The organism is Streptomyces sp. NPDC088766 (genome assembly GCF_044750845.1).
In the GTDB taxonomy this organism is placed as follows: Bacteria; Actinomycetota; Actinomycetes; order Streptomycetales; family Streptomycetaceae; genus Streptomyces.
This window is the reverse complement of the sequence record NZ_JBIVKQ010000003.1, coordinates 155285-176083: the sequence shown is the minus strand read 5'-3', so window position 1 is coordinate 176083 and position 20799 is coordinate 155285. Positions and strand designations below refer to the sequence as shown.

Here is a 20799-nt window from a genome sequence, read left to right as displayed (position 1 = left end):
CATAAGGTGAGCAGTATTAAGCCGGTGGTGGTCACGAGGAGGACTGCGGTGAGCGAGACAAGCCCCAAGCTGCGCGCCGAGCTGGAGGGGATCCCCACCTACAAGCCGGGCAAGCCGGCTGCGGCGGGCGGTCCCGTGGCCTACAAGCTGTCCTCCAACGAGAACCCCTATCCGCCGCTGCCGGGCGTGCTGGAGCGCGTCACGGCCCTCGCCGGGTCGTTCAACCGCTACCCGGACATGGCGTGCTCGGGCCTGGTGGAGGAGTTGTCCGAGCGCTTCGGCGTGCCGGTCTCGCACATCGCCACGGGCACCGGCTCGGTCGGCGTTGCCCAGCAGCTGGTCCAGTCGACGGCGGGACCGGGCGACGAGGTCATCTACGCGTGGCGGTCCTTCGAGGCATACCCGATCATCACGCAGATCAGCGGTGCGACCTCGGTGCAGGTGCCGCTGACGGCCGGCGATGTGCACGACCTGGACGCGATGGCCGACGCCATCACCGAGCGGACCCGGCTGATCTTCGTCTGCAACCCCAACAACCCCACGGGGACCGTGGTGCGGCGGGCCGAGCTGGAGCGGTTCCTGGACCGGGTGCCGGGTGATGTCCTGGTCGTGCTCGACGAGGCCTACCGGGAGTTCATTCGCGACGCAGAGGTTCCGGACGGTGTCGTGCTGTACCGGGAGCGGCCGAACGTCTGTGTCCTGCGGACGTTCTCGAAGGCGTACGGGCTCGCCGGGCTGCGGGTCGGTTTTGCGATCGCCCACGAGCCGGTGGCGGCGGCGCTGCGCAAGACGGCGGTACCGTTCGGGGTGAGCCAGATCGCGCAGGAGGCGGCGATCGCCTCGCTGCAGGCCGAGGACGAGTTGCTCGGACGGGTCGGTTCCCTGGTCTGTGAGCGCAACCGGGTGGTCGAGGGGCTGCGCGCCCAGGGTTGGACGGTTCCGGAGACGCAGGCCAACTTCGTGTGGCTGAGGCTGGGCGAGCACACGGCCGCCTTCGCGTCGGCGTGCGAGCAGGCGGGGGTCGTGATCCGGCCGTTCGCGGGCGAGGGTGTCCGGGTCACGGTCGGGGAGACCGAGGCCAACGACATCTTCCTCAAGGCGGCTGAGGCGTTCCGTGAGGATCACTTTTAGGACCGAGCGCTGAGGCGCACGTGTAGGCACGAAGAGTCACCTGGGGCGCGGGGAAGCCCCCGGCCCAGGTCGCAGCGTTCGGCGTCCCGGTTTCACGTGAAACCGGGACGCCTTTTTGCGCCAGGGGCCGAGTGGTCCACCCCTGGCGGGCCCTCGGGTCCGCGTCAGGGACCCCCCGCCCATCCAAGATCGAACGGGCATGCGGCATAATTGCTTGTGAATGTGAACGCGTTCACAAGCGTGTCCGGTTGCTCCGATGGTGTGTGTGACACAAGGGGCAAATTGCCGCTCGCGCGGCTACGTAAGGAGACTGACGACGTGGACCTGGCTCTGGCGCCGGAGACACTGGCGCGCTGGCAGTTCGGCATCACCACTGTCTACCACTTCCTTTTTGTCCCCCTGACGATCTCGCTCGCGGCGCTCACCGCCGGATTGCAGACCGCCTGGGTGCGTACCGACAAGGAGAAGTACCTCAGGGCGACGAAGTTCTGGGGCAAGCTCTTTCTGATCAACATCGCGATGGGTGTCGTCACCGGCATCGTGCAGGAGTTCCAGTTCGGCATGAACTGGTCGGACTACTCCCGCTTCGTCGGTGACGTCTTCGGCGCCCCCCTGGCGTTCGAGGCCCTCATAGCCTTCTTCTTCGAGTCCACCTTCATCGGCCTGTGGATCTTCGGCTGGGACAAGCTGCCCAAGAAGATCCACCTGGCCTGCATCTGGATGGTCTCGATCGGCACGCTGCTGTCGGCCTACTTCATCCTCGCGGCCAACTCCTGGATGCAGCACCCCGTCGGTTACCGCATCAACGAGGCGAAGGGCCGTGCGGAGCTCACCGACTTCTGGCGAGTCCTCACGCAGAACACCGCTCTCAACCAGGTCTTCCACAGCTTCTCGGCAGCCTTCCTGACCGGTGGCGCCTTCATGGTGGGCATCGCCGCCTTCCACCTGATGCGCAAGAAGCACATCCCCGAGATGCGGACCTCCCTGCGGCTCGGCCTGGTCACCCTGGCGGTCGGCGGACTGCTCACCGCGGTCAGCGGTGACACCCTCGGCAAGGTCATGTACGAACAGCAGCCGATGAAGATGGCCGCGGCCGAGGCACTGTGGGACGGGGAGGAGCCCGCGCCCTTCTCCGTGTTCGCGTACGGGGACGTCGACGAGGGCCACAACAAGGTCGCCCTGGAGATCCCCGGCCTGCTGTCCTTCCTGGCCCACAGCGACTTCGAGTCGTACGTGCCGGGCATCAACGACACCAACGAAGCGCTCCAGCAGCAGTTCGGACCCGGCGACTACAAGCCCATCGTCCCGGTGGCCTACTGGGGCTTCCGCTGGATGATCGGCTTCGGCATGGCATCGTTCTCCCTCGGCCTGGCCGGGCTGTGGCTCACCCGCAAGCGGTTCCTGCTGCCGGCCGCCCTGCGGACCGGGGAGGACGAGGTACCGCATCTGGTTCTGCTGAAGAAGCCCCTCGGTCCGAGGCTCACCCGGCTCTACTGGCTCCTGGCGCTGTGGACCATGGCGTTCCCGCTGATCGCCAACTCCTGGGGCTGGATCTTCACCGAGATGGGCCGCCAGCCCTGGGTCGTGTACGGCGTGATGCAGACCCGGGACGCCGTCTCCCCCGGTGTCTCCCAGGCCGAGGTCCTCACTTCGATGATCACCTTCACCGTGCTCTACGCCGTCCTCGCCGTCGTCGAGGTCAAGCTGCTCGTGAAGTACGTGAAGGCCGGTCCGCCCGAGCTCACCGAGGCCGACCTCAACCCGCCCACGAAGATCGGCGGCGACTCCCGTGACGCCGACAAGCCGATGGCCTTCTCCTACTAGGCCGAGGGAGCTGCACAGTCATGGAACTGCACGACGTCTGGTTCGTCCTCATCGCCGTCCTGTGGATCGGTTACTTCTTCCTGGAAGGCTTCGACTTCGGGGTCGGCATCCTCACCAAGCTGCTCGCCCGCGACCGCCCCGAGCGACGGGTGCTCATCAACACCGTCGGACCCGTGTGGGACGGTAACGAGGTGTGGCTCCTCACCGCGGGCGGTGCGACCTTCGCCGCCTTCCCCGAGTGGTACGCCACGCTCTTCTCCGGCTTCTACCTGCCGCTTCTGCTCATCCTGGTCTGTCTCATCGTGCGGGGCGTCGCCTTCGAGTACCGGGCCAAGCGGCCCGAGGAGAACTGGCAGCGCAACTGGGAGCACGCCATTTTCTGGACCTCGCTCCTCCCCGCGTTCCTGTGGGGCGTGGCCTTCGGCAACATCGTGCGCGGTGTGAAGATCGACCAGGACTTCGAGTACGTCGGTGGCGTCGGAGATCTGCTCAACCCGTACGCGCTGCTCGGCGGTCTGGTGACCCTGACGCTGTTCACCTTCCACGGCGCGGTGTTCACGGCCCTCAAGACCGTCGGTGACATCCGGGAACGGGCGCGGCAGCTCGCGACCAAGGTCGGTCTGGTGACCGCCGTGTCCGCGCTGGTCTTCCTGCTGTGGACGCAGGTCGAGAGCGGTGACGGCAAGAGCCTCGTGGCCCTGGTGGTGGCCGTCGCCGCCCTGGTCGCGGCGCTCGGGGCGAACCGGGCGGGTCGTGAGGGCTGGTCGTTCGCCCTCTCCGGCCTCACCATCGTGGCCGCCGTCGCGATGCTCTTCCTGACGCTCTTCCCGAACGTCATGCCGTCCTCGCTCGACGCGGACTGGAGCCTCACGGTGACCAACGCCTCGTCGAGCCCTTACACCCTGAAGATCATGACCTGGTGTGCGGGGCTCGCCACGCCGGTCGTCCTGGTGTACCAGGGGTGGACCTACTGGGTGTTCCGCAAGCGGATCGGCACGCAGCACATCGCCGAGGCCGCGCACTGAGACCGAGTTGAGGCATGTTTCACGTGAAACGCGCGTTTCACGTGAAACATGCCTCTTGATGAAAAGAGTGTGTTCCACGTGAAACCGATCGACCCGCGTCTCCTCCGATACGCCCGCGCCACCCGCCTCTTCCTGATGGCGGTCGTCGGCCTGGGCACCGTCGGAGCGGTGCTGGTGATCGCCCAGGCGATGCTCATCGCCGAGGTGGTGGTCGGCGCGTTCGAGCAGGGCCGACCGGTCGGGGACCTTCGCACGCCACTGATGTGGCTGGTGGCGGTGGCGGTCGGCCGGGCGCTGGTCTCCTGGCTCACCGAACTCTCCGCACACCGTGCGAGCGCCGCGGTGAAGTCGGAGTTGCGGGGCCGGTTGCTGGAGCGGGCGGCCCGGCTGGGTCCGGGGTGGCTGAGCGGGCAGCGGACCGGTTCCCTGGTCGCGCTCGCCACCCGGGGGGTGGACGCCCTCGACGACTACTTCTCGCGGTATCTGCCGCAGTTGGGTCTTGCGGTGGTCGTGCCGGTGGCGGTGCTGGCGCGGATCGTGACCGAGGACTGGGTGTCGGCCGCGATCATCGCCGGTACTTTGCCGCTGATTCCCGTCTTCATGGTGCTGATCGGCTGGGCCACGCAGTCACGGATGGACCGCCAGTGGCGACTGCTGTCCCGGCTGTCCGGGCACTTCCTGGATGTCGTCGCGGGACTGCCCACGCTCAAGGTGTTCGGGCGGGCCAAGGCGCAGGCCGAGTCGATCCGTAGGATCACCGGTGAGTACCGGCAGGCGACCATGCGGACGTTGCGGATCGCCTTCCTCTCGTCGTTCGCGCTGGAGTTGCTGGCGACGCTCTCGGTGGCCCTCGTCGCCGTGACGATCGGCATGCGGCTCGTACACGGCGAGATGGACCTGTACACCGGCCTGGTCATTCTGGTGCTCGCGCCCGAGGCGTATCTCCCGCTGCGGCAGGTCGGGGCCCAGTTCCACGCGGCTGCCGAAGGACTCGCCGCGGCAGAGGAGATCTTCGAGGTCCTGGAAATCCCGGTGCCTGCGTCGGGCACGGACGCGGTGCCGGCGGGCGGCGTGGCCTTCGAGAGGGTGACGCTCCGCTACCCCGGACGCTCCGCCGACGCCGTCTCGGACGTGTCCTTCACCGTCGCCCCCGGAGAGACGGTGGCACTCGTCGGGCCCAGCGGCGCGGGCAAGTCGACCCTGCTGAACGCTCTCCTGGGCTTCGTCCGGCCGGCCGAGGGCCGGGTGAGCGTCGGGGGAGCCGACCTCGCGGACATCGACCTGGAGCAGTGGCGTTCCCGGATCGCCTGGGTGCCGCAGCACCCGCACCTCTGTGCCGGCACGATCGCCGAGAACGTACGGCTGGCGCGTCCCGACGCCGATGACGCCGCCGTACGCCGGGCGCTCGGGGACGCGGGTGCGCTGGAGTTCGTGGAAGCGCTGCCGGACGGCGCCGGGACGGTGCTGGGCGAGGACGGGGCCGGGCTGTCCGCCGGTCAGCGTCAGCGGCTCGCGCTGGCACGGGCGTTCCTCGCGGACCGGCCCGTGCTGCTGCTGGACGAGCCCACGGCCGCGCTCGACGGGGAGACCGAGGCGGAGGTCGTGGCGGCCGTGCGACGGCTGGCGATCGGCCGGACGGTCCTGCTGGTGGTGCACCGCCCGGCGCTGCTCGCAGTGGCGGACCGGGTGGTGCGGCTCGAGACGACGGAGACGGTGACACGAGGAACCGTGACGGCCCCGCGTCAGGGCTCCCGAGCCGTCCTGGAAGACGACGGGCCCGCCGTCCAGGCGCCGCAGGAGGTGCGGACCGGCCCGACCGAGGGCGGGGTGCTCGCCCGGGTCCGGGGCATGGCGGGAGCCCGGCGTGGACGTCTCGGTCTCGCGCTGCTCCTCGGCAGCCTGGCTCTCGGCAGCGCCGTCGGCCTCATGGCCACCTCGGGCTGGCTCATCTCACGTGCCTCGCAACAGCCGCCGGTTCTCTATCTGATGGTGGCGGTGACCGCGACCAGGGCCTTCGGCATCGGACGGGCCGTCTTTCGGTACGCCGAGCGGCTGGTGTCGCACGACGCCGTGCTGCGGATGCTCGCCGACACCCGGGTCGCCGTCTACCGGCGGCTGGAGCGGCTCGCCCCCGCCGGGCTGCGCACCACGCGCCGCGGCGACCTGCTGACGCGGCTGGTCGCCGATGTGGACGCCCTCCAGGAATACTGGCTGCGCTGGCTGCTGCCCGCCGCGTCCGCAGTCGTCGTCTGCGCGGGGTCCGTCGGGTTCACGGCGTGGCTGCTGCCGGAGGCGGGGGCCGTGCTCGCCGCGGGGCTGCTCGCGGCCGGGGTGGGCGTCCCGCTGGTCACCGGTGCCGTGGCACGCCGGGCCGAGCGCCGGCTCGCCCCGGCACGAGGGGTGCTTGCCGTCCGTGCCGCCGACCTGCTCACCGGCACCGCCGAGCTGACCGTCGCGGGCGCCTTGCCCTCCCGTACGGCCGCGGTCCGGGCAGCGGACTCCGCGCTCACCCGGATCGCCTCGCGCGCTGCGACCGCCACCGCGCTCGGCGGCGGTCTGACCGCGCTCGTCTCCGGACTGACGGTGGCCGGCGCCGCCCTCGTGGGTGCGCAGGCCGTCGATGCGGGACGGCTGAGCGGAGTGACCATGGCCGTGGTCGTCCTCACCCCGCTCGCCGCCTTCGAGGCGGTCATGGGTCTGCCGCTTGCGGTCCAGTACCGCCAGCGGGTGCACAGAAGCGCGGAGCGCGTGTACGAGGTCCTGGACCTTCCCGAGCCGGTGCGGGAGCCGGAGCTGCCTCGCCGGGCACCCGCGTCGCCGTTCCCGCTCGTCATCGAGGAACTGTCCGCCCGCCACGCGGGGCAGGAGCGGGACGCGCTCGCCGGCGTCGACCTCACCGTGGAGCAGGGTCGCAGGATCGCCGTCGTCGGGGCCTCCGGGTCCGGTAAGACGACGCTCGCACAGGTGCTGCTGCGCTTCCTGGACCCCGGAGCGGGCTCGTACACGCTCGGTGGGGTGGACGCGTACGCCCTGGCGGGGGACGACGTGCGGCGACTGGTCGGGCTGTGCGCACAGGACGCCCACCTCTTCGACAGTTCGGTCCGCGAGAACCTGCTGCTGGCGAAGAAGGACGCCACCGAGGACGACCTGCGCGACGCGCTGGCACGAGCCCGGCTGCTGGAGTGGGCGGACGAACTGCCCGACGGGCTCGACACGCTCGTCGGCGAGCACGGTGCCCGGCTCTCCGGCGGGCAGCGCCAGCGGCTCGCCCTCGCCCGCGCGCTCCTCGCCGACTTTCCCGTCCTGGTGCTCGACGAGCCCGCCGAGCATCTCGACCTGCCGACCGCCGACGCGCTCACGGCGGACCTGCTGGCCGCCACCGAGGGCCGTACCACGCTCCTCATCACCCACCGGCTCGCCGGACTCGACGCGGTGGACGAGGTGGTCGTCCTGGACGAGGGACGGATCGTGCAACGCGGCGCGTACGCGGAACTGGCATCCGTGGAGGGACCGCTGCGCGAGATGGTCGAGCGTGAGGCGGCGGCGGAGCTGCTGGTGCGGGTGGGGTGACCCCCGTCCCTTCCCACGGTCGGTGCGGCGGCCGCGGGCTGCTGTCCTGAGCGAGCGCCCGGCACGGCCCGCACTCGGCCATTCGGAGTCGCTGGTCCCCCAGGGGTATGACCAGAACAAGACCTGGGGCGGTCGGCCGGGACAGGATCGCTGGCATGCGCTCATCTCACCGTCTTCCGCTGCTGGTTCCGGCCCTGCTGTCTGCGGTCCTGGTGCTGGTGGCGCGGCCCACGACCGCCGACGGGGAGCCGGGCGGTGACGGGCCGGGCGGACCTGGCTCCGGACTCAGCGCGCAGGTGGCGCGGCTGTACGAGGAAGCGGCCGTGGCCACCCAGCGGTACCAGGAAGGGCGCGTCGAGGCCGGGAGACAGCGGGCGAAGGCCCAGCGGCTGGAGCAACTCCTTGTCCTCGAGCGGCAGGAGATCACCGTGCTGCGCGAGGACCTGGGCCGGATCGCGCGCGCCCAGTACCGCGGCAGTGGAGGGTTGCCGGTCGCCGCGCAGCTCGTCCTGTCGAGCAGCCCCGACGCGTTGATGCGGGGTCAGCACGTTCTCTCGCGGACGAACCTGGTGGTGGACAACGCGATCGGCAAGAGCCGGCGGGCCGAGAACCGGCTGGCCGCCGACGAGGCGAGGGCGGCGCGGGTACGGAAGGCGCTGGAGCGGCGCAACACCGAACTCGCCGTGCTGAAGACGGGCATCGAGCAGAAGCTGGAACAGGCGCGGTGGCAGTTGCAGGGGCAGGCGGACGCCTCGGTCGCCGCCGGTGCCTGTCGTGGTGCCGAGCGGTTCGACCGGCCGCCGGCCCATGACCCGCGGGAGTGGGTCGTGCCGGTCGACGGCTACACCCTGTCCGCGAGTTTCGGCAGTGGCGGCGCCCGCTGGGCCAGTCGGCACACCGGTCAGGACTTCGCGGTGCCGATCGGTACGCCGGTGAAGGCGGCCGGCGCGGGCCGTGTGGTGCGGGTGTCGTGCGGTGGGGCCTTCGGCATCGAGATCGTGCTCCAGCACCCGGGCGGCTACTACACGCAGTACGCCCACCTGGCGTCGGTGGCCGTCGACCAGGGCGAGAGCGTGTCGGCCGGACAACGGATCGGTCAGTCGGGCACCAGCGGCAACTCCTCCGGCCCGCACCTGCATTTCGAGGTGCGGGTCACCCCGGACATGGGGTCTGCCGTCGACCCGGTGCCGTGGCTGGCGGCACACGGGGCGCCCGTGAGGTAGCGCCGCGGTACCTGGTTCAGCCGGAGGCCTGGAGCCGCTCGGCGATCAGCCGCTCGATGACGACGGCGACCCCGTCGTCGTTGTTGGCCACCGTCTGCCCGGAGGCTGCCGCGATCACGTCCGGGTGCGCGTTGCCCATGGCGTACGAACGGCCCGCCCAGGTGAGCATCTCGACGTCGTTGGGCATGTCCCCGAACGCGACGACCTCCTCGTGCGAGATGCCCCGCTCCGCGCAGCACAGGGCGAGCGTGCTGGCCTTGGAGACGCCGGGACCGCTGATCTCCAGCAGCGCGCTGGGGCTGGAGCGGGTGACGTTGGCGCGGTCGCCGATGGCGAGCCGGGCCAGCGTGAGGAAGGCGTCGGGATCGAGCGTGGGATGGAACGCCAGGATCTTCAGGACCGGCTCACCGGCTCCCGGGGCGTCCGGTGCCAGCAGCTGTTCGGCGGTTGCGAGGAAGTCGGGGATCTCCAGATGCATCTTGGGATACTGCGGCTCCTGGTAGAAGCCGTACGTCTGCTCGATCGCGTACATGGTCCCGGGCGCCGCCTCGCGCAGGAGCCGTACGGCGTCCAGCGCGTTCTCGCGGGCCAGCTCGCGCACCTTCACGAACTGGTGGGTGCCGGGGCCGCCGTGCAGATCGACCACGGCGGCGCCGTTCCCGCAGATCGCCAGGCCGTGCCCGTGGACGTGGTCGCTGACGACGTCCATCCAGCGGGCGGGGCGGCCGGTGACGAAGAAGACCTCGATGCCCGCCTCCTCGGCGGCGGCGAGGGCCGCGACGGTGCGTGGGGACACCGACTTGTCGTCGCGCAGCAGGGTCCCGTCGAGATCGGTGGCGATCAGCCGCGGCGGGGTGGCGGCGGCCGGGGTCTCGGGCTGTCGAGTCGCTGAGGTCACCCGGTCATTCTCCCGTATCGATGCGCACGGCCGTGCGAGGGCCCGCACAGATGAGTCACGCCGGCCGGCGTCGCAGGTCGGCGGGGGTGACCGGTACCCAGGTCAGCGCAGCTGCGTCGGGGCTTCCATGGCGATCCGCTCGAAGACCTTCCGGTCCGCGGCGAAGTCGGACTCCGGGATGGGCCAGTGGATGACGATCTCCGTGAAGCCGAGCGCCTGATGGCGGCCCGCGAAGTCCACGAAGGCGTCAAGGGACTCCAGCGGCCGGCCACGGTCCGGGGTGAATCCGGTGAGCAGGATCTTGTCCAGAGTGGTCACGTCCCGGCCGAGTGCCACGCAGGCGTCCGTGAGCTTCTCGACCTGTCCGCGGATGGCCTCGACCGACTGCTCGGGGGTGCCGTTCTCGTACAGCTTGGGGTCGCCGGTGGTCACCCAGGCCTGGCCGTGGCGTGCGGCGAGCCTCAGTCCGCGCGGGCCGGTCGCGGCGACGGCGAAGGGCAGCCGGGGGCGCTGCACGCAGCCGGGGATGTTGCGCGCCTCGTGCGCCGAGTAGAAGTTGCCCTCGTAGGACACCGAGTCCTCGGTGAGCAGCCGGTCCAGGAGAGGCACGAACTCGCCGAATCGGTCGGCACGCTCGCGGGGCGTCCATGGCTCCTGGCCGAGGGCGGTGGCGTCGAAGCCCGTGCCGCCCGCGCCGATCCCGAGGGTGACCCGGCCGCCGGAGATGTCGTCCAGGGAGATCAGGTCCTTGGCGAGCGTCACCGGATGCCGGAAGTTCGGCGAGGTCACCAGGGTGCCCAGACGCAGTCGCTCGGTGGCGGACGCGGCGGCGGTCAGTGTCGGGATCGCGCCGAACCAGGGGCCGTCCCGGAAACTGCGCCAGGACAGGTGGTCGTAGGTGTACCCGGTGTGGAAGCCGAGCTGCTCGGCGCGTGTCCAGGCCGAACGGCTGCCCTCGTGCCAGCGGCGGTACGGGAGGATCACGGTGCTCAGTCGCAGACTCATGTCATCGAGCGTATGCGGCCGACGGTGTTTCACGTGAAACCGTCACCGTGCGTGCCGGGCGAGCCACGGCGTGAGTCCTCGGCCGGCCTTGTGCACGTGATCGCGCGGCAGCGGCATGATCAGGAACTGCCGAGGCTCAGTGCGGGCCGGGAAATCGCAGGTAACGCGGCGGTGCGGCCTTCGTCAGCCAGACTCCGTTCGCACTCACGTGAAAGACATGTCCGTCGCGGTGCATGGCCGCCGCGTCCACGGTGAGCACCACCGGCCGCCCCCGGCGCGCGCCCACCCGGGTCGCGGTCTCGCGGTCGGCGGAGAGATGTACGTCGTGCCGGTTCATGGGTCGTAGCCCCTCGGTCCGGATCGCCTCCAGATACCGGGCCACGGTGCCGTGGTAGAGATACGGCGGCGGGGTCGCCGCCGGGAGGGCGAGGTCCACGTCGATGCTGTGGCCCTGGCTGGCACGAATGCGTGTGCCTTCGACCGCGAAGCGCTTCTTGTCGTTCGCGGCGACGACGTGATCCAGTTCGTCCCGCGTGAAGGGGAAACCGTGGGCCGCTGCTGCCGAGATGAGCGCCTCGATCTCGACCCAGCCGGCCTCGTCGAGGGTGAGGCCGATGCGCTCGGGCTGGTGGCGCAGGTGCTTCGAGAGGTACTTCGACACCTTCACGGTGCGTCTTTCGTCCATTCGATCAGCATGACGGGAGAGACAGGGATCACGCATGGAGTTTTGCGCTCGATGTTTGATCCACAGCCAACTGTGTTTATCCACAGGCAACTTGGCGAATCTGTGGACAACCACCTTGCCGGTGAGAGCGTTTCGTCAACATCTCCGGACACCAAAGGGTTTGATGCGCCGGGCCCGAACGAGGGCACATGCAAACCGACTTCAGCGTCATCTTGGTGACTGGCCGGCAAGTCGTCTACAGACGCGGCTCCATGCGCGCGATTCGCCTCAACACCCCCGGGGCGAAACGGGACAGAGCATGGGAAACCCTCGCCTCCGGTGTCACCGGGACCACCGCCTCGTTGCGGGACACCGCACGCAGAATCGCGTCGGCGACCTTCTCCGGAGGGTAGTTGCGCAGCGCGTACAAGCGTGTCGAGCGCTTCTGCCGACGCTTCTCCTCCTCCGCGTCGACACCGACGAACGTCGCCGTCGCGGTGATGTTGGTGTTGACCAGACCGGGGCAGACCGCCGTCACCCCGATGTCCTGCCGGGCGAGTTCGGCACGCAGACATTCGCTCAGCATCAGCACCGCGGCTTTGGACGTGCTGTAGGCGGGAAGCGATCCGGAGGGCTGGAAGGCCGCCGCGGAGGCGGTGTTGACGATGTGGCCACCCTGACCACGCTCCGCCATCTGCCTGCCGAACAGGCGGCAACCGTGAATGACTCCCCACAGGTTGACGTCCAGGACCCTGCGCCAGTCCTCCGAAGTGGTGTCGAAGAACGAACCCGACAGCCCTACGCCCGCATTGTTCACCAGGACGTCCACCACACCGTGCTCGGCGAGCACCTTCGCCGCCAGCTTCTCCATGGCCTGTTCGTCGGAGACGTCCACCGTCTCCGCCCAGGCACCCGCGGCCCCCATGAGACGGGCCGTCTCCGCGGCATGGAGGGCACTTTCGGTATCGCGGTCGACCGCGATCACCCGAGCGCCGGCCTCGGCGAACGCGAGCGCCGTCGCCCGTCCGATGCCGCTTCCCGCACCGGTGACCAGCACCAGCTGCCCACCGAAGCGCTCGGCGTACGGGCCGGCCGCCTTCGGCCGCGGTTCTCCCTCCCGCGTGTTCCGTTTGCTGTCCGCCGAGTTCACGAACTCCGTGATCCAGGAGGCCAGCTGGTCGGGGCGTGTGCGCGGCACCCAGTGCTTCGCCGGAAGCGTCCGGCGCGTCAACCGTGGAACCCACAGGTCCAGTTCGTCGTACAGCCGCTCGGACAGGAAGGTGTCGCCCAGGGGCGTGATGAGCTGCACGGGCGCGTGCGCGTGGGCGTCCGGGCGTGGACGGCGCAGCCGGGACCGGACGTTGTCGCGGTACAGCCAGGCACCGTGGGCGGCGTCGGAGGGCAGCGACGGCGTGGGGTACTCGCCACCGGGCATCTTCTCCAGCCGCCGCAGGATTCCCGGCCAGCGCTTGCCGAGAGGCCCACGCCAGGCGAGTTCGGGCAGCACGGGGGTGTGGAGCAGATACACGTACCAGGACTTCGCTCCCTGGCCCAGGAGTTGGCCGATGCGGCGCGGAGTGGGCCGGGCGAGACGCTTGTTGATCCAGTGGCCGAAGTGGTCGAGGGACGGGCCGGACACCGACGTGAAGGACGCGATCCTGCCCTTGGTGCGCTCGACCGTGACGAACTCCCAGGACTGCACCGAGCCCCAGTCGTGCCCGACCAGATGCACCGGACGGTCCGGGCTGACCGCGTCCGCCACCGCGAGGAAGTCGTCCGTCAGCTTCTCCAGGGTGAACCCGCCCCGCAGCGGCCGTGGTGCGCTGGACCGGCCATGGCCCCGGACGTCGTAGAGGACGACGTGGAAGCGGTCGGCCAGCCGGGACGCGACCTCGGACCACACCTCCTTGCTGTCCGGATAGCCGTGCACCAGGACCACCGTCGGCCGCCCGGGATCCCCCAGTTCGGCCACGCACAGCTCGATCCCGCCGGTCCGCACCCGGCGCTCGCGCGCGCCCTCCAGCATCGTCACTCCGCCTCCGCCTTCCCCTGCGCCCGGCGCCGCACCTGCGGCGGATCGTTCCGGTACCCGCTCCACTTCCGTCCGCCCGTCCTGGAGCGGCCCCGCGCGCGGTCACCCGCGCCAGGTGCGCGCGGCCTCGCGCTCCGTGACCCCCGGCTCGGCCGGGCCGTCACCGCCCTGGCGCACCCGTCCGCCGGGCGCTGCACCCATCGGGATCCCCACCGGCCGGGGTGGGGTCCACGGGGCCGTGCCGTCGTCATGACGGCTCGTCCCGCAGGTCCGCGCCGGCTGCGTCACGTGTCCGTAGCGTGACCCCGCCGAATCTGGCACTTGTTAGAGAGAGCGTCAATAGGGCGGACGGGGCGTCTGATCCCCGTGTCGTCTAGATCTCAGGATGGGGAACCCCTACGGGCCCGTACGTCTCGAGTCTGAGACGAGGACAGCTCTGCGGTCTGACGACCGGCGTGGTCCGCGTCACTATCGTCGAAGACGTGACTGTGATCGCGACCGAAAGCCTGAGCAAGCGGTTCCCCCGGGTGACCGCTCTTGACCGGCTCTCCGTGGACGTCGGGCCCGGTGTGACCGGACTCGTCGGTGCCAACGGGGCCGGCAAGTCCACACTGATCAAGATCCTGCTGGGTCTGTCCCCCGCCTCCGAGGGCCGCGCCGAAGTGCTCGGACTCGACGTCGCGACCAAGGGCGCCGCCATCCGGGAGCGCGTCGGGTACATGCCGGAGCACGACTGCCTGCCGCCCGACGTCTCGGCCACCGAGTTCGTCGTGCACATGGCCCGCATGTCCGGCCTGCCGCCGACCGCCGCGCGTGAGCGCACCGCCGACACGCTGCGTCACGTCGGGCTGTACGAGGAGCGCTACCGTCCCATCGGTGGCTACTCCACGGGCATGAAGCAGCGCGTCAAACTCGCCCAGGCCCTGGTCCACGACCCGCAGCTGGTCTTCCTCGACGAGCCGACCAACGGCCTCGACCCGGTCGGCCGCGACGAGATGCTCGGCCTCATCCGCCGCATCCACACCGACTTCGGCATCTCGGTCCTGGTCACCTCCCATCTGCTGGGCGAACTCGAGCGCACCTGCGACCACGTGGTCGTCGTCGACGGCGGCAAGCTCCTGCGCTCCAGCTCCACCACCGACTTCACCCAGACCACCACCACCCTCGCGATCGAGGTCACCGACACCGACGAACATCCGGACGGCACCCGCGCGGTCCGCCGGGCGCTGCACGCGCGCGGGGTCGACGTCCTCGACGCCGAGAGCGGACTGCCCGGCGCGGGACACATCCTGCTGCTGACCGCACAGGGCGAGGACACCTACGACGTCGTACGGGACGTGGTCGCCGACCTGGGTCTCGGCCTGGTGCGCATGGAGCAGCGCCGGCACCACATCTCCGAGGTCTTCCACGACAGTGACGAGCAGCGGAAGGAGGCCGTCGGCCATGGCAGTTGAGCACCCGGTGACCACCCCTTCGGGCGACCAGACCCGCATCCACAACATCGGCTACCGCAGTTATGAAGGCCCCCGCCTGGGCCGCGCCTACGCCCGCCGTTCCCTCTGCTCGCAGTCCCTGCGCGGCGCCTACGGCCTCGGCCGTTCGGTGAAGTCCAAGGTGCTGCCGATGCTGCTGTTCGTGGTGATGTGCGTGCCCGCGGCCATCATGGTCGCCGTCGCCGTCGCCACGAAGGCCAAGGAACTCCCGCTGGACTACACCCGCTACGCGATCGTCATGCAGGCCGTCATCAGCCTCTACGTCGCCTCGCAGGCACCCCAGTCCGTCTCGCGCGACCTGCGCTTCAAGACCGTGCCGCTGTACTTCTCCCGGCCGATCGAGACCGCCGACTACGTCCGCGCCAAGTTCGCGGCGCTCGCCTCGGCCCTGTTCATCCTCACCGCCGCACCCCTGCTGGTGCTCTACGCGGGCGCCCTGCTGGCCAAGCTCGACTTCGCCGACCAGACCGAGGGATTCGCCCAGGGACTCGTCTCCGTGGCACTGCTCTCGCTGCTCTTCGCCGGTCTGGGGCTGGTCATCGCGGCAGTCACCCCGCGCCGCGGCTTCGGCATCGCGGCCGTCATCGCCGTCCTGACCATCTCCTACGGCGCCGTCTCCACGCTCCAGGCCATCGCCGACGCCCAGGGCAGCACGGGCGCCATCCCCTGGATCGGCCTGTTCTCGCCGGTCACCCTCATCGACGGCGTGCAGTCGGCGTTCCTCGGCGCCGGTTCCGCCGCTCCGGGCGGGATCGGCCCCTCCCACGGGGAGGGCGTGGTCTACGTCCTCGTCTGCCTGGGCCTGATCGCCGCGTGCTACGGCCTCCTGATGCGCCGCTACAAGAAGGTGGGACTGTGACCACGCTCTCCCTCGACCACGTCTCCCGCTGGTTCGGCAACGTGGTCGCCGTCAACGACATCACCATGACCGTCGGCCCCGGGGTCACCGGCCTGCTCGGCCCCAACGGCGCCGGAAAGTCCACCCTCATCAACATGATGGGCGGCTTCCTCGCGCCCTCCACCGGCACCGTCACCCTCGACGGCCGGCAGGTCTGGCGCAACGAGGACATCTACCGGCACATCGGCATCGTCCCCGAGCGGGAGGCGATGTACGACTTCCTCACCGGCCGCGAGTTCGTCGTCGCCAACGCCGAGCTGCACGGTCTCGGTGCCAAGGCCGCCCAGAGGGCCCTGGCCACGGTCGAGATGGAGTACGCGCAGGACCGCAAGATCGAGACGTACTCCAAGGGCATGCGCCAGCGCGTGAAGATGGCCAGCGCCCTCGTCCACGACCCGTCGCTGCTGCTGCTGGACGAGCCCTTCAACGGCATGGACCCGCGCCAGCGCATGCAGCTCATGGACCTGCTGCGGCGCATGGGCGACGAGGGCCGCACCGTGCTGTTCTCCTCGCACATCCTCGAAGAGGTCGAGCAACTGGCCTGGCACATCGAGGTCGTCGTCGCCGGACGCCACGCGGCCAGCGGTGACTTCCGCAAGATCCGCCGGCTGATGACCGACCGCCCGCACCGCTACCTCGTGCGCTCCAGCGACGACCGCGCGCTCGCGGCCGCGCTGATCGCCGACCCGTCGACCTCCGGCATCGAGGTCGATCTCGCCGAGGGGGCGTTGCGCATCCAGGCCGTCGACTTCGGCCGCTTCACCTCGCTGCTGCCGCGCGTCGCCAGGGACCACGGCATCAGGCTGCTCACGGTCTCGCCGTCCGACGAGTCCCTCGAGTCCGTGTTCTCGTACCTGGTCGCGGCGTAGGAGGCCGAAGATGTACGACCCCACAGTCGCCCGACTCACGTACCGGGCCCTGCTCGGCCGGCGCCGGGCCCTCATCCTGGGCGCGCTGCCCCTGCTGCTGATCGCGATCTCGGTGGTGGTGCGCGGTCTCGCCGGCGCCGACGACCAGACCGCGTCCGACCTGCTCGGCGGGCTCGCGCTCGCCACCATGGTGCCGATCATCGGCGTCATCGCCGGCACGGGTGCGATCGGGCCCGAGATCGACGACGGTTCCGTGGTGTATCTCCTGTCCAAGCCGCTGAAGCGGCCGACGATCATCTTCACCAAACTCATCGTCGCCATCGCGGTGACGATGGTGTTCTCGGCACTGCCCACTCTGATCGCCGGGTTCATCCTCAACGGCAACGGACAGCAGATCGCCGTCGCCTACACCGTCGCCGCGCTGGTGTCCTCCATCGCCTACGCGGCGCTGTTCCTGCTGCTGGGCACGGTGTCCCGGCACGCGGTGGTCTTCGGCCTCGTCTACGCCCTCGTGTGGGAGGCACTGTTCGGTTCGCTGGTGCCGGGCGCGCGCACGCTCAGCGTCCAGCAGTGGTCGCTGGCCGTCGCCGACAAGGTCGCCGGCGGCGATCTGATCACCTCCGACGTCGGGCTGACCACGGCGACCGTCCTGTTGGTGACGGTGACGGCGCTGGCCACCTGGTACGCGGGCCAGAAGCTGAGGGCGCTGACCCTGGCGGGGGAGGAGTAGGCGGCGGGCCCCTCGCAGGGGCCGTGAAGGGACTCTGACGAGGGCTTGATCTCCGCCCGGGCACACTGGGCGGACGGATACGGCCGTGAGGACGGCAGGAGGCCGGGATGGCGGACGAGTCGGCGCGGTTCGGCGGTCGTGGGCGCGGGGACGACCGCGGGCGGTCGGAGGGCGGGAAGCCCGACAGGGCTGCGGACCAGCCCTCGGAGCGGCCCCCGTCGGGCCGGCGCCCTCGGGACCGGGCTTCGGACCCGGCTGCGCAGCAGGGGCCGGACGGAGGCCGGGACGACGTCGTTCTCGACGAGGACTTCGTACGGGCCGCCGAGACCTCCGAGCCGTCCGCCCGTGCCCGGATGCTTGCCGCGCGCTGGCGCGCGGAGCAGCCCGAGCCCCAACCGTGGCGCTCGGACGAGCCGCCGGCGGGGTGGTTCTTCAGCAAGGCGCGCCGACGCAGGTGGCGCCGCCGGTAGGGCGGCACCCGGACGAGGCGGCTCGGCCGGATGCCGGACCCGGTGAATCCCGGCGCTCGCACAGCTGTTTTATTCGATGGCGTTCAACCCGGCCCACGGGCAGGATGGTTGTCGTCCGCAGCGCCGGGGAACACGGCGCCACACGCTGGGAGAGGAGCAGGGCGATGTCCATGCACGGCAGTACGTCCAGCTCCCGACAGGGCAGCCGACGGCGGTCTCCGGAGTAGTTACCCCTCCATGGAGTCCGCCCCACACGGGGGCTGTCCGGGGCGGCCGCTTCGAGCACGCGATGTCGCTCTCGCGTGGGCCGCCCACCCGGAGGATTGGCCGAGTGGTAAGGCACCGGCTTGCTAAGCCGTGGTCGGGGGGAACCCCGCGCACGTTCGATCCGTGCATCCTCCGCCGGACGTTGTCACTTTGGCCGGGCCGAGGGCTTGGTTGGGCCGGGGTGTGCCGGGAAGCCCGGTGGGCCGGCGCCTCGCCGCCCCGCCGCCCTGTCAGCCCGCTGCCGCAGCCGCTGCCGGGCGGGGGTCCGGTCGGGTGCGGGTAGGGGGTGGCTGGTCGCGCAGTTCCCCGCGCCCCTGGTCGCCTGCGGCGATCCGGGACGCCGGCGGTCGGCTGCGGTGATCCCCCCGGCAGCCTCCCTGTGACGGAGCCTTGCCGGTGGCCCGGTGGCCCGGTGGCCCGGTGGCCCGGTGGCCCGGTGGCCCGGTGGCCCGGTGGCCCGGTGGTGCCGGCCCCATAGGCAGGTGGCCCGCCCGGGGGTCCGCCGGCCGGCACTACAGCCCGTCCGTCGGGCCCGTCAGACCTGCCGACCGGTCGGGCGCTCTGGCGTGTCTACGCCAGAAGTCTTTCCAGCACCACCGCGATGCCGTCCTCCTCGTTGGAGGTGGTCAGTTCGTCGGCCACCGCTTTCAGGTCCGGGTGGGCGTTGGCCATGGCCACGCTCCTGGCGGCCCAGGCGAACATGGGGATGTCGTTGGGCATGTCGCCGAAGGCGATCGTGTCGGCGGCCTTCAGGCCCAGGCGGCGGGCCGCCAGGGAGAGACCGGTGGCCTTGGACAGGCCGAGGGGGAGCAGTTCCACGATTCCCGCGCCGGCCATCGCGACCGAGACGAAGCCACCCGCGGCCTGGCGGGCCGCCTCGGCCAGCTCGTCGTCCGACAGCTCGGGATGCTGTATGTAGATCTTGTTCAGCGGGGCCGACCAGAGGTCCGACGCGTCGGTGAACGGCGTGGAGGGAAGCGTTTCGGTGACCGCGTAGCCGGGGCCGACCAGCACCTCCCCGTCCAGTCCGTCCCGGCTCGCCGCCAGGTACAGCGGGCCCACCTCGGCCTCGATCTTGGCCAGTGCCACCCCGGCCAGCTGCCGGTCCAGGGTCACCGAGGTCAGCAGGCGGTGCGCGCCGGCGTCGTAGACCTGGGCGCCCTGACCGCAGACCGCGAGGCCGTCGTAGCCGAGGTCGTCGAGGATGTGCCGGGTCCACGGGACGCCGCGGCCGGTCACCACGATGTGGGACGCGCCCGCCGCGGTGGCCGCGGCGAGGGCGTCACGGGTGCGGAGGGAGATCGACTCGTCGGAGCGCAGCAGCGTCCCGTCGAGGTCGGTCGCGATCAGCCGGTAGGGGAACCCCGGGGCGGCCTCGCTCACTTGGCCACCGGCGCCAGGACTTCCCGGCCGCCGAGGTAGGGCCGCAGCACCTCGGGCACACGCACGGAGCCGTCGGCCTGCTGGTGGTTCTCCAGGATCGCCACGATGGTGCGCGGGACGGCGCACAGGGTGCCGTTGAGCGTGGCCAGCGGGCGGACCTGCTTCCCCTCGCGGACGCGGATCGACAGGCGGCGGGACTGGAACTCGGTGCAGTCCGACGTCGAGGTCAGCTCGCGGTACTTGCCCTGGGTCGGGATCCAGGCCTCGCAGTCGAACTTGCGGGCGGCCGAGGAACCGAGGTCACCGGAGGCGACGTCGATCACGCGGAACGGCAGCTCCAGCGAGGTCAGCCACTGCTTCTCCCACTCCAGCAGGCGCTGGTGCTCGGCCTGCGAGTCCTCCGGAGCGACGTAGGAGAACATCTCCACCTTGTCGAACTGGTGGACGCGGAAGATGCCCTTGGTGTCCTTGCCGTGCGAGCCGGCCTCGCGGCGGAAGCACGGGGAGAAGCCGGCGTAGCGCAGCGGCAGGCGCTCGGCGTCGATGATCTCGTCCATGTGGTACGCGGCGAGGGCGACCTCGGAGGTGCCGACGAGGTAGAGATCGTCCTTGTCGAGGTGGTAGACGTCCTGGGCCGCCTGGCCGAGGAAGCCGGTGCCCGCCATGGACTGCGGGCGGACCAGGGCCGGGGTCAGCATCGGCGTGAAGCCGGCCGCCGTGGCCTGGGCGATCGCCGCGTTGACCAGGGCCAGCTCCAGCAGTGCGCCGATGCCGGTGAGGAAGTAGAACCGCGAACCGGAGACCTTGGCACCGCGCTCGACGTCGATGGCGCCCAGCAGCTGGCCGAGCTCCAGGTGGTCCTTGGGCTCGAAGCCCTCGGCGCCGAAGTCGCGGATCGTGCCGTGCGTCTCCAGCTCGACGAAGTCCTCCTCGCCGCCCACGGGCACCTCGGGGTGTACGAGGTTGCTGAGCCGGAGGACGAGCTCCTGGGTCTCGGTGTCGGCCGCGTCGCGCTCGGCGTCGGCGGCCTTGACGTCGGCGGCGAGCTGGCTCGCCTTCTTCAGGAGTTCGGCCTTCTCGTCCGGGGAGGCCTTGGGGATGAGCTTGCCGAGCGCCTTCTGTTCGGCGCGCAGCTCGTCGAAGCGGACGCCGGACGACCTGCGCCGCTCGTCGGCAGACAGGAGAGCGTCGACGAGCGCGACGTCCTCTCCACGGGCGCGCTGGGAGGCGCGCACACGGTCGGGGTCCTCACGGAGCAGGCGAAGGTCAATCACGTGCTCAAGGCTACCGGTGTGGGGTGACGGCTCACGACTCACT

At 70.6% G+C, this 20799-nt stretch carries 15 protein-coding genes, 1 tRNA gene and 1 pseudogene; 11 read left to right on the top strand and 6 right to left on the bottom strand.

Annotated features, from left to right (window positions below; genetic code table 11):
* Positions 1–48 precede the first annotated feature (48 nt).
* From hisC to ACIP5W_RS06055, 5 genes are all read left to right on the top strand, one after another.
* Positions 49–1131 (top strand): histidinol-phosphate transaminase, encoded by a 1083-nt coding sequence (hisC, locus tag ACIP5W_RS06075; RefSeq protein ID WP_401467388.1) that lies wholly within the window; start codon positions 49–51, stop codon positions 1129–1131.
* 318 nt (positions 1132–1449) lie between these two features.
* Positions 1450–2955, top strand: a complete 1506-nt coding sequence (locus ACIP5W_RS06070; protein WP_401467385.1) for a cytochrome ubiquinol oxidase subunit I — start codon at positions 1450–1452, stop codon at positions 2953–2955.
* 20 nt (positions 2956–2975) lie between these two features.
* Complete coding sequence (gene cydB / locus ACIP5W_RS06065; RefSeq protein ID WP_401467382.1) at positions 2976–3980, top strand: cytochrome d ubiquinol oxidase subunit II; 1005 nt, start codon at positions 2976–2978, stop codon at positions 3978–3980.
* Between the two features lie 78 nt (positions 3981–4058).
* Positions 4059–7550 carry a thiol reductant ABC exporter subunit CydD gene (cydD, locus tag ACIP5W_RS06060; protein WP_401467379.1) on the top strand — a complete coding sequence of 1164 codons (3492 nt, stop codon included), beginning with the start codon at positions 4059–4061 and terminating at the stop codon, positions 7548–7550.
* Positions 7551–7705: 155 nt separating this feature from the next.
* Positions 7706–8773, top strand: coding sequence for a M23 family metallopeptidase (locus ACIP5W_RS06055; RefSeq protein ID WP_401467377.1), 1068 nt, complete (start codon positions 7706–7708; stop codon positions 8771–8773).
* Positions 8774–8789: 16 nt separating this feature from the next.
* On the opposite strand, the gene ACIP5W_RS06050 is transcribed toward ACIP5W_RS06055, so the two are convergent.
* The 4 genes from ACIP5W_RS06050 to ACIP5W_RS06035 all read right to left on the bottom strand — a co-directional run bounded on the left by ACIP5W_RS06050 (position 8790) and on the right by ACIP5W_RS06035 (position 13366).
* A complete protein-coding gene (locus tag ACIP5W_RS06050) occupies positions 8790–9671 on the bottom strand; it encodes a Cof-type HAD-IIB family hydrolase (RefSeq protein WP_401467374.1) in 882 nt (293 codons plus the stop codon).
* A gap of 102 nt (positions 9672–9773) precedes the next feature.
* Positions 9774–10676 carry an LLM class flavin-dependent oxidoreductase gene (locus ACIP5W_RS06045; RefSeq protein ID WP_401467371.1) on the bottom strand — a complete coding sequence of 301 codons (903 nt, stop codon included), beginning with the start codon at positions 10674–10676 and terminating at the stop codon, positions 9774–9776.
* A gap of 136 nt (positions 10677–10812) precedes the next feature.
* Positions 10813–11361, bottom strand: a complete 549-nt coding sequence (locus ACIP5W_RS06040; RefSeq protein WP_401467368.1) for an RNA 2'-phosphotransferase — start codon at positions 11359–11361, stop codon at positions 10813–10815.
* A 235-nt stretch (positions 11362–11596) separates the two neighbouring features.
* Positions 11597–13366, bottom strand: a complete 1770-nt coding sequence (locus ACIP5W_RS06035; RefSeq protein ID WP_401467996.1) for an SDR family oxidoreductase — start codon at positions 13364–13366, stop codon at positions 11597–11599.
* A 494-nt stretch (positions 13367–13860) separates the two neighbouring features.
* On the opposite strand from ACIP5W_RS06035, the gene ACIP5W_RS06030 reads away from it, so the two are divergent.
* The 6 genes and pseudogenes from ACIP5W_RS06030 to ACIP5W_RS06005 all read left to right on the top strand — a co-directional run bounded on the left by ACIP5W_RS06030 (position 13861) and on the right by ACIP5W_RS06005 (position 18234).
* Entirely contained in the window at positions 13861–14826 is a 966-nt protein-coding gene (locus ACIP5W_RS06030) for an ABC transporter ATP-binding protein (protein ID WP_401467993.1), read from the top strand.
* Positions 14816–15724, top strand: a complete 909-nt coding sequence (locus ACIP5W_RS06025) for an ABC transporter permease (protein ID WP_401467365.1) — start codon at positions 14816–14818, stop codon at positions 15722–15724. The genes ACIP5W_RS06030 and ACIP5W_RS06025 overlap by 11 nt, the downstream gene beginning before the upstream one ends.
* Positions 15721–16632, top strand: coding sequence for an ABC transporter ATP-binding protein (locus ACIP5W_RS06020; RefSeq protein WP_401467362.1), 912 nt, complete (start codon positions 15721–15723; stop codon positions 16630–16632). The genes ACIP5W_RS06025 and ACIP5W_RS06020 overlap by 4 nt, the downstream gene beginning before the upstream one ends.
* 10 nt (positions 16633–16642) lie before the next feature.
* Positions 16643–17362, top strand: a complete 720-nt coding sequence (locus ACIP5W_RS06015; protein WP_401467359.1) for an ABC transporter permease subunit — start codon at positions 16643–16645, stop codon at positions 17360–17362.
* A gap of 275 nt (positions 17363–17637) precedes the next feature.
* A pseudogene (locus ACIP5W_RS06010) lies at positions 17638–17832 on the top strand (hypothetical protein); the annotation flags it as partial.
* Between the two features lie 317 nt (positions 17833–18149).
* Positions 18150–18234, top strand: a tRNA-Ser gene (locus tag ACIP5W_RS06005).
* Positions 18235–18669: 435 nt separating this feature from the next.
* On the opposite strand, the gene ACIP5W_RS06000 is transcribed toward ACIP5W_RS06005, so the two are convergent.
* Together ACIP5W_RS06000 and serS are read right to left on the bottom strand one after the other, a co-directional pair.
* Positions 18670–19482, bottom strand: coding sequence for an HAD family hydrolase (locus ACIP5W_RS06000; RefSeq protein ID WP_401467356.1), 813 nt, complete (start codon positions 19480–19482; stop codon positions 18670–18672).
* Positions 19479–20756 carry a serine--tRNA ligase gene (serS, locus tag ACIP5W_RS05995; protein WP_401467353.1) on the bottom strand — a complete coding sequence of 426 codons (1278 nt, stop codon included), beginning with the start codon at positions 20754–20756 and terminating at the stop codon, positions 19479–19481. The genes ACIP5W_RS06000 and serS overlap by 4 nt, the downstream gene beginning before the upstream one ends.
* Between the last annotated feature and the right edge of the window lie 43 nt (positions 20757–20799).

Excerpts from the sequence above, each read along its gene's own strand:
- ACIP5W_RS06015 (WP_401467359.1), top strand. The coding sequence starts at position 16,643 with ATGTACGACCCCACAGTCGCCCGACTCACGTACCGGGCCCTGCTCGGC.
- ACIP5W_RS06045 (WP_401467371.1), bottom strand. The coding sequence starts at position 10,676 with ATGAGTCTGCGACTGAGCACCGTGATCCTCCCGTACCGCCGCTGGCAC.
- ACIP5W_RS06035 (WP_401467996.1), bottom strand. The coding sequence starts at position 13,366 with ATGCTGGAGGGCGCGCGCGAGCGCCGGGTGCGGACCGGCGGGATCGAG.
- ACIP5W_RS06055 (WP_401467377.1), top strand. The coding sequence starts at position 7,706 with ATGCGCTCATCTCACCGTCTTCCGCTGCTGGTTCCGGCCCTGCTGTCT.
- cydB (WP_401467382.1), top strand. The coding sequence starts at position 2,976 with ATGGAACTGCACGACGTCTGGTTCGTCCTCATCGCCGTCCTGTGGATC.
- ACIP5W_RS06025 (WP_401467365.1), top strand. The coding sequence starts at position 14,816 with ATGGCAGTTGAGCACCCGGTGACCACCCCTTCGGGCGACCAGACCCGC.
- ACIP5W_RS06040 (WP_401467368.1), bottom strand. The coding sequence starts at position 11,361 with ATGGACGAAAGACGCACCGTGAAGGTGTCGAAGTACCTCTCGAAGCAC.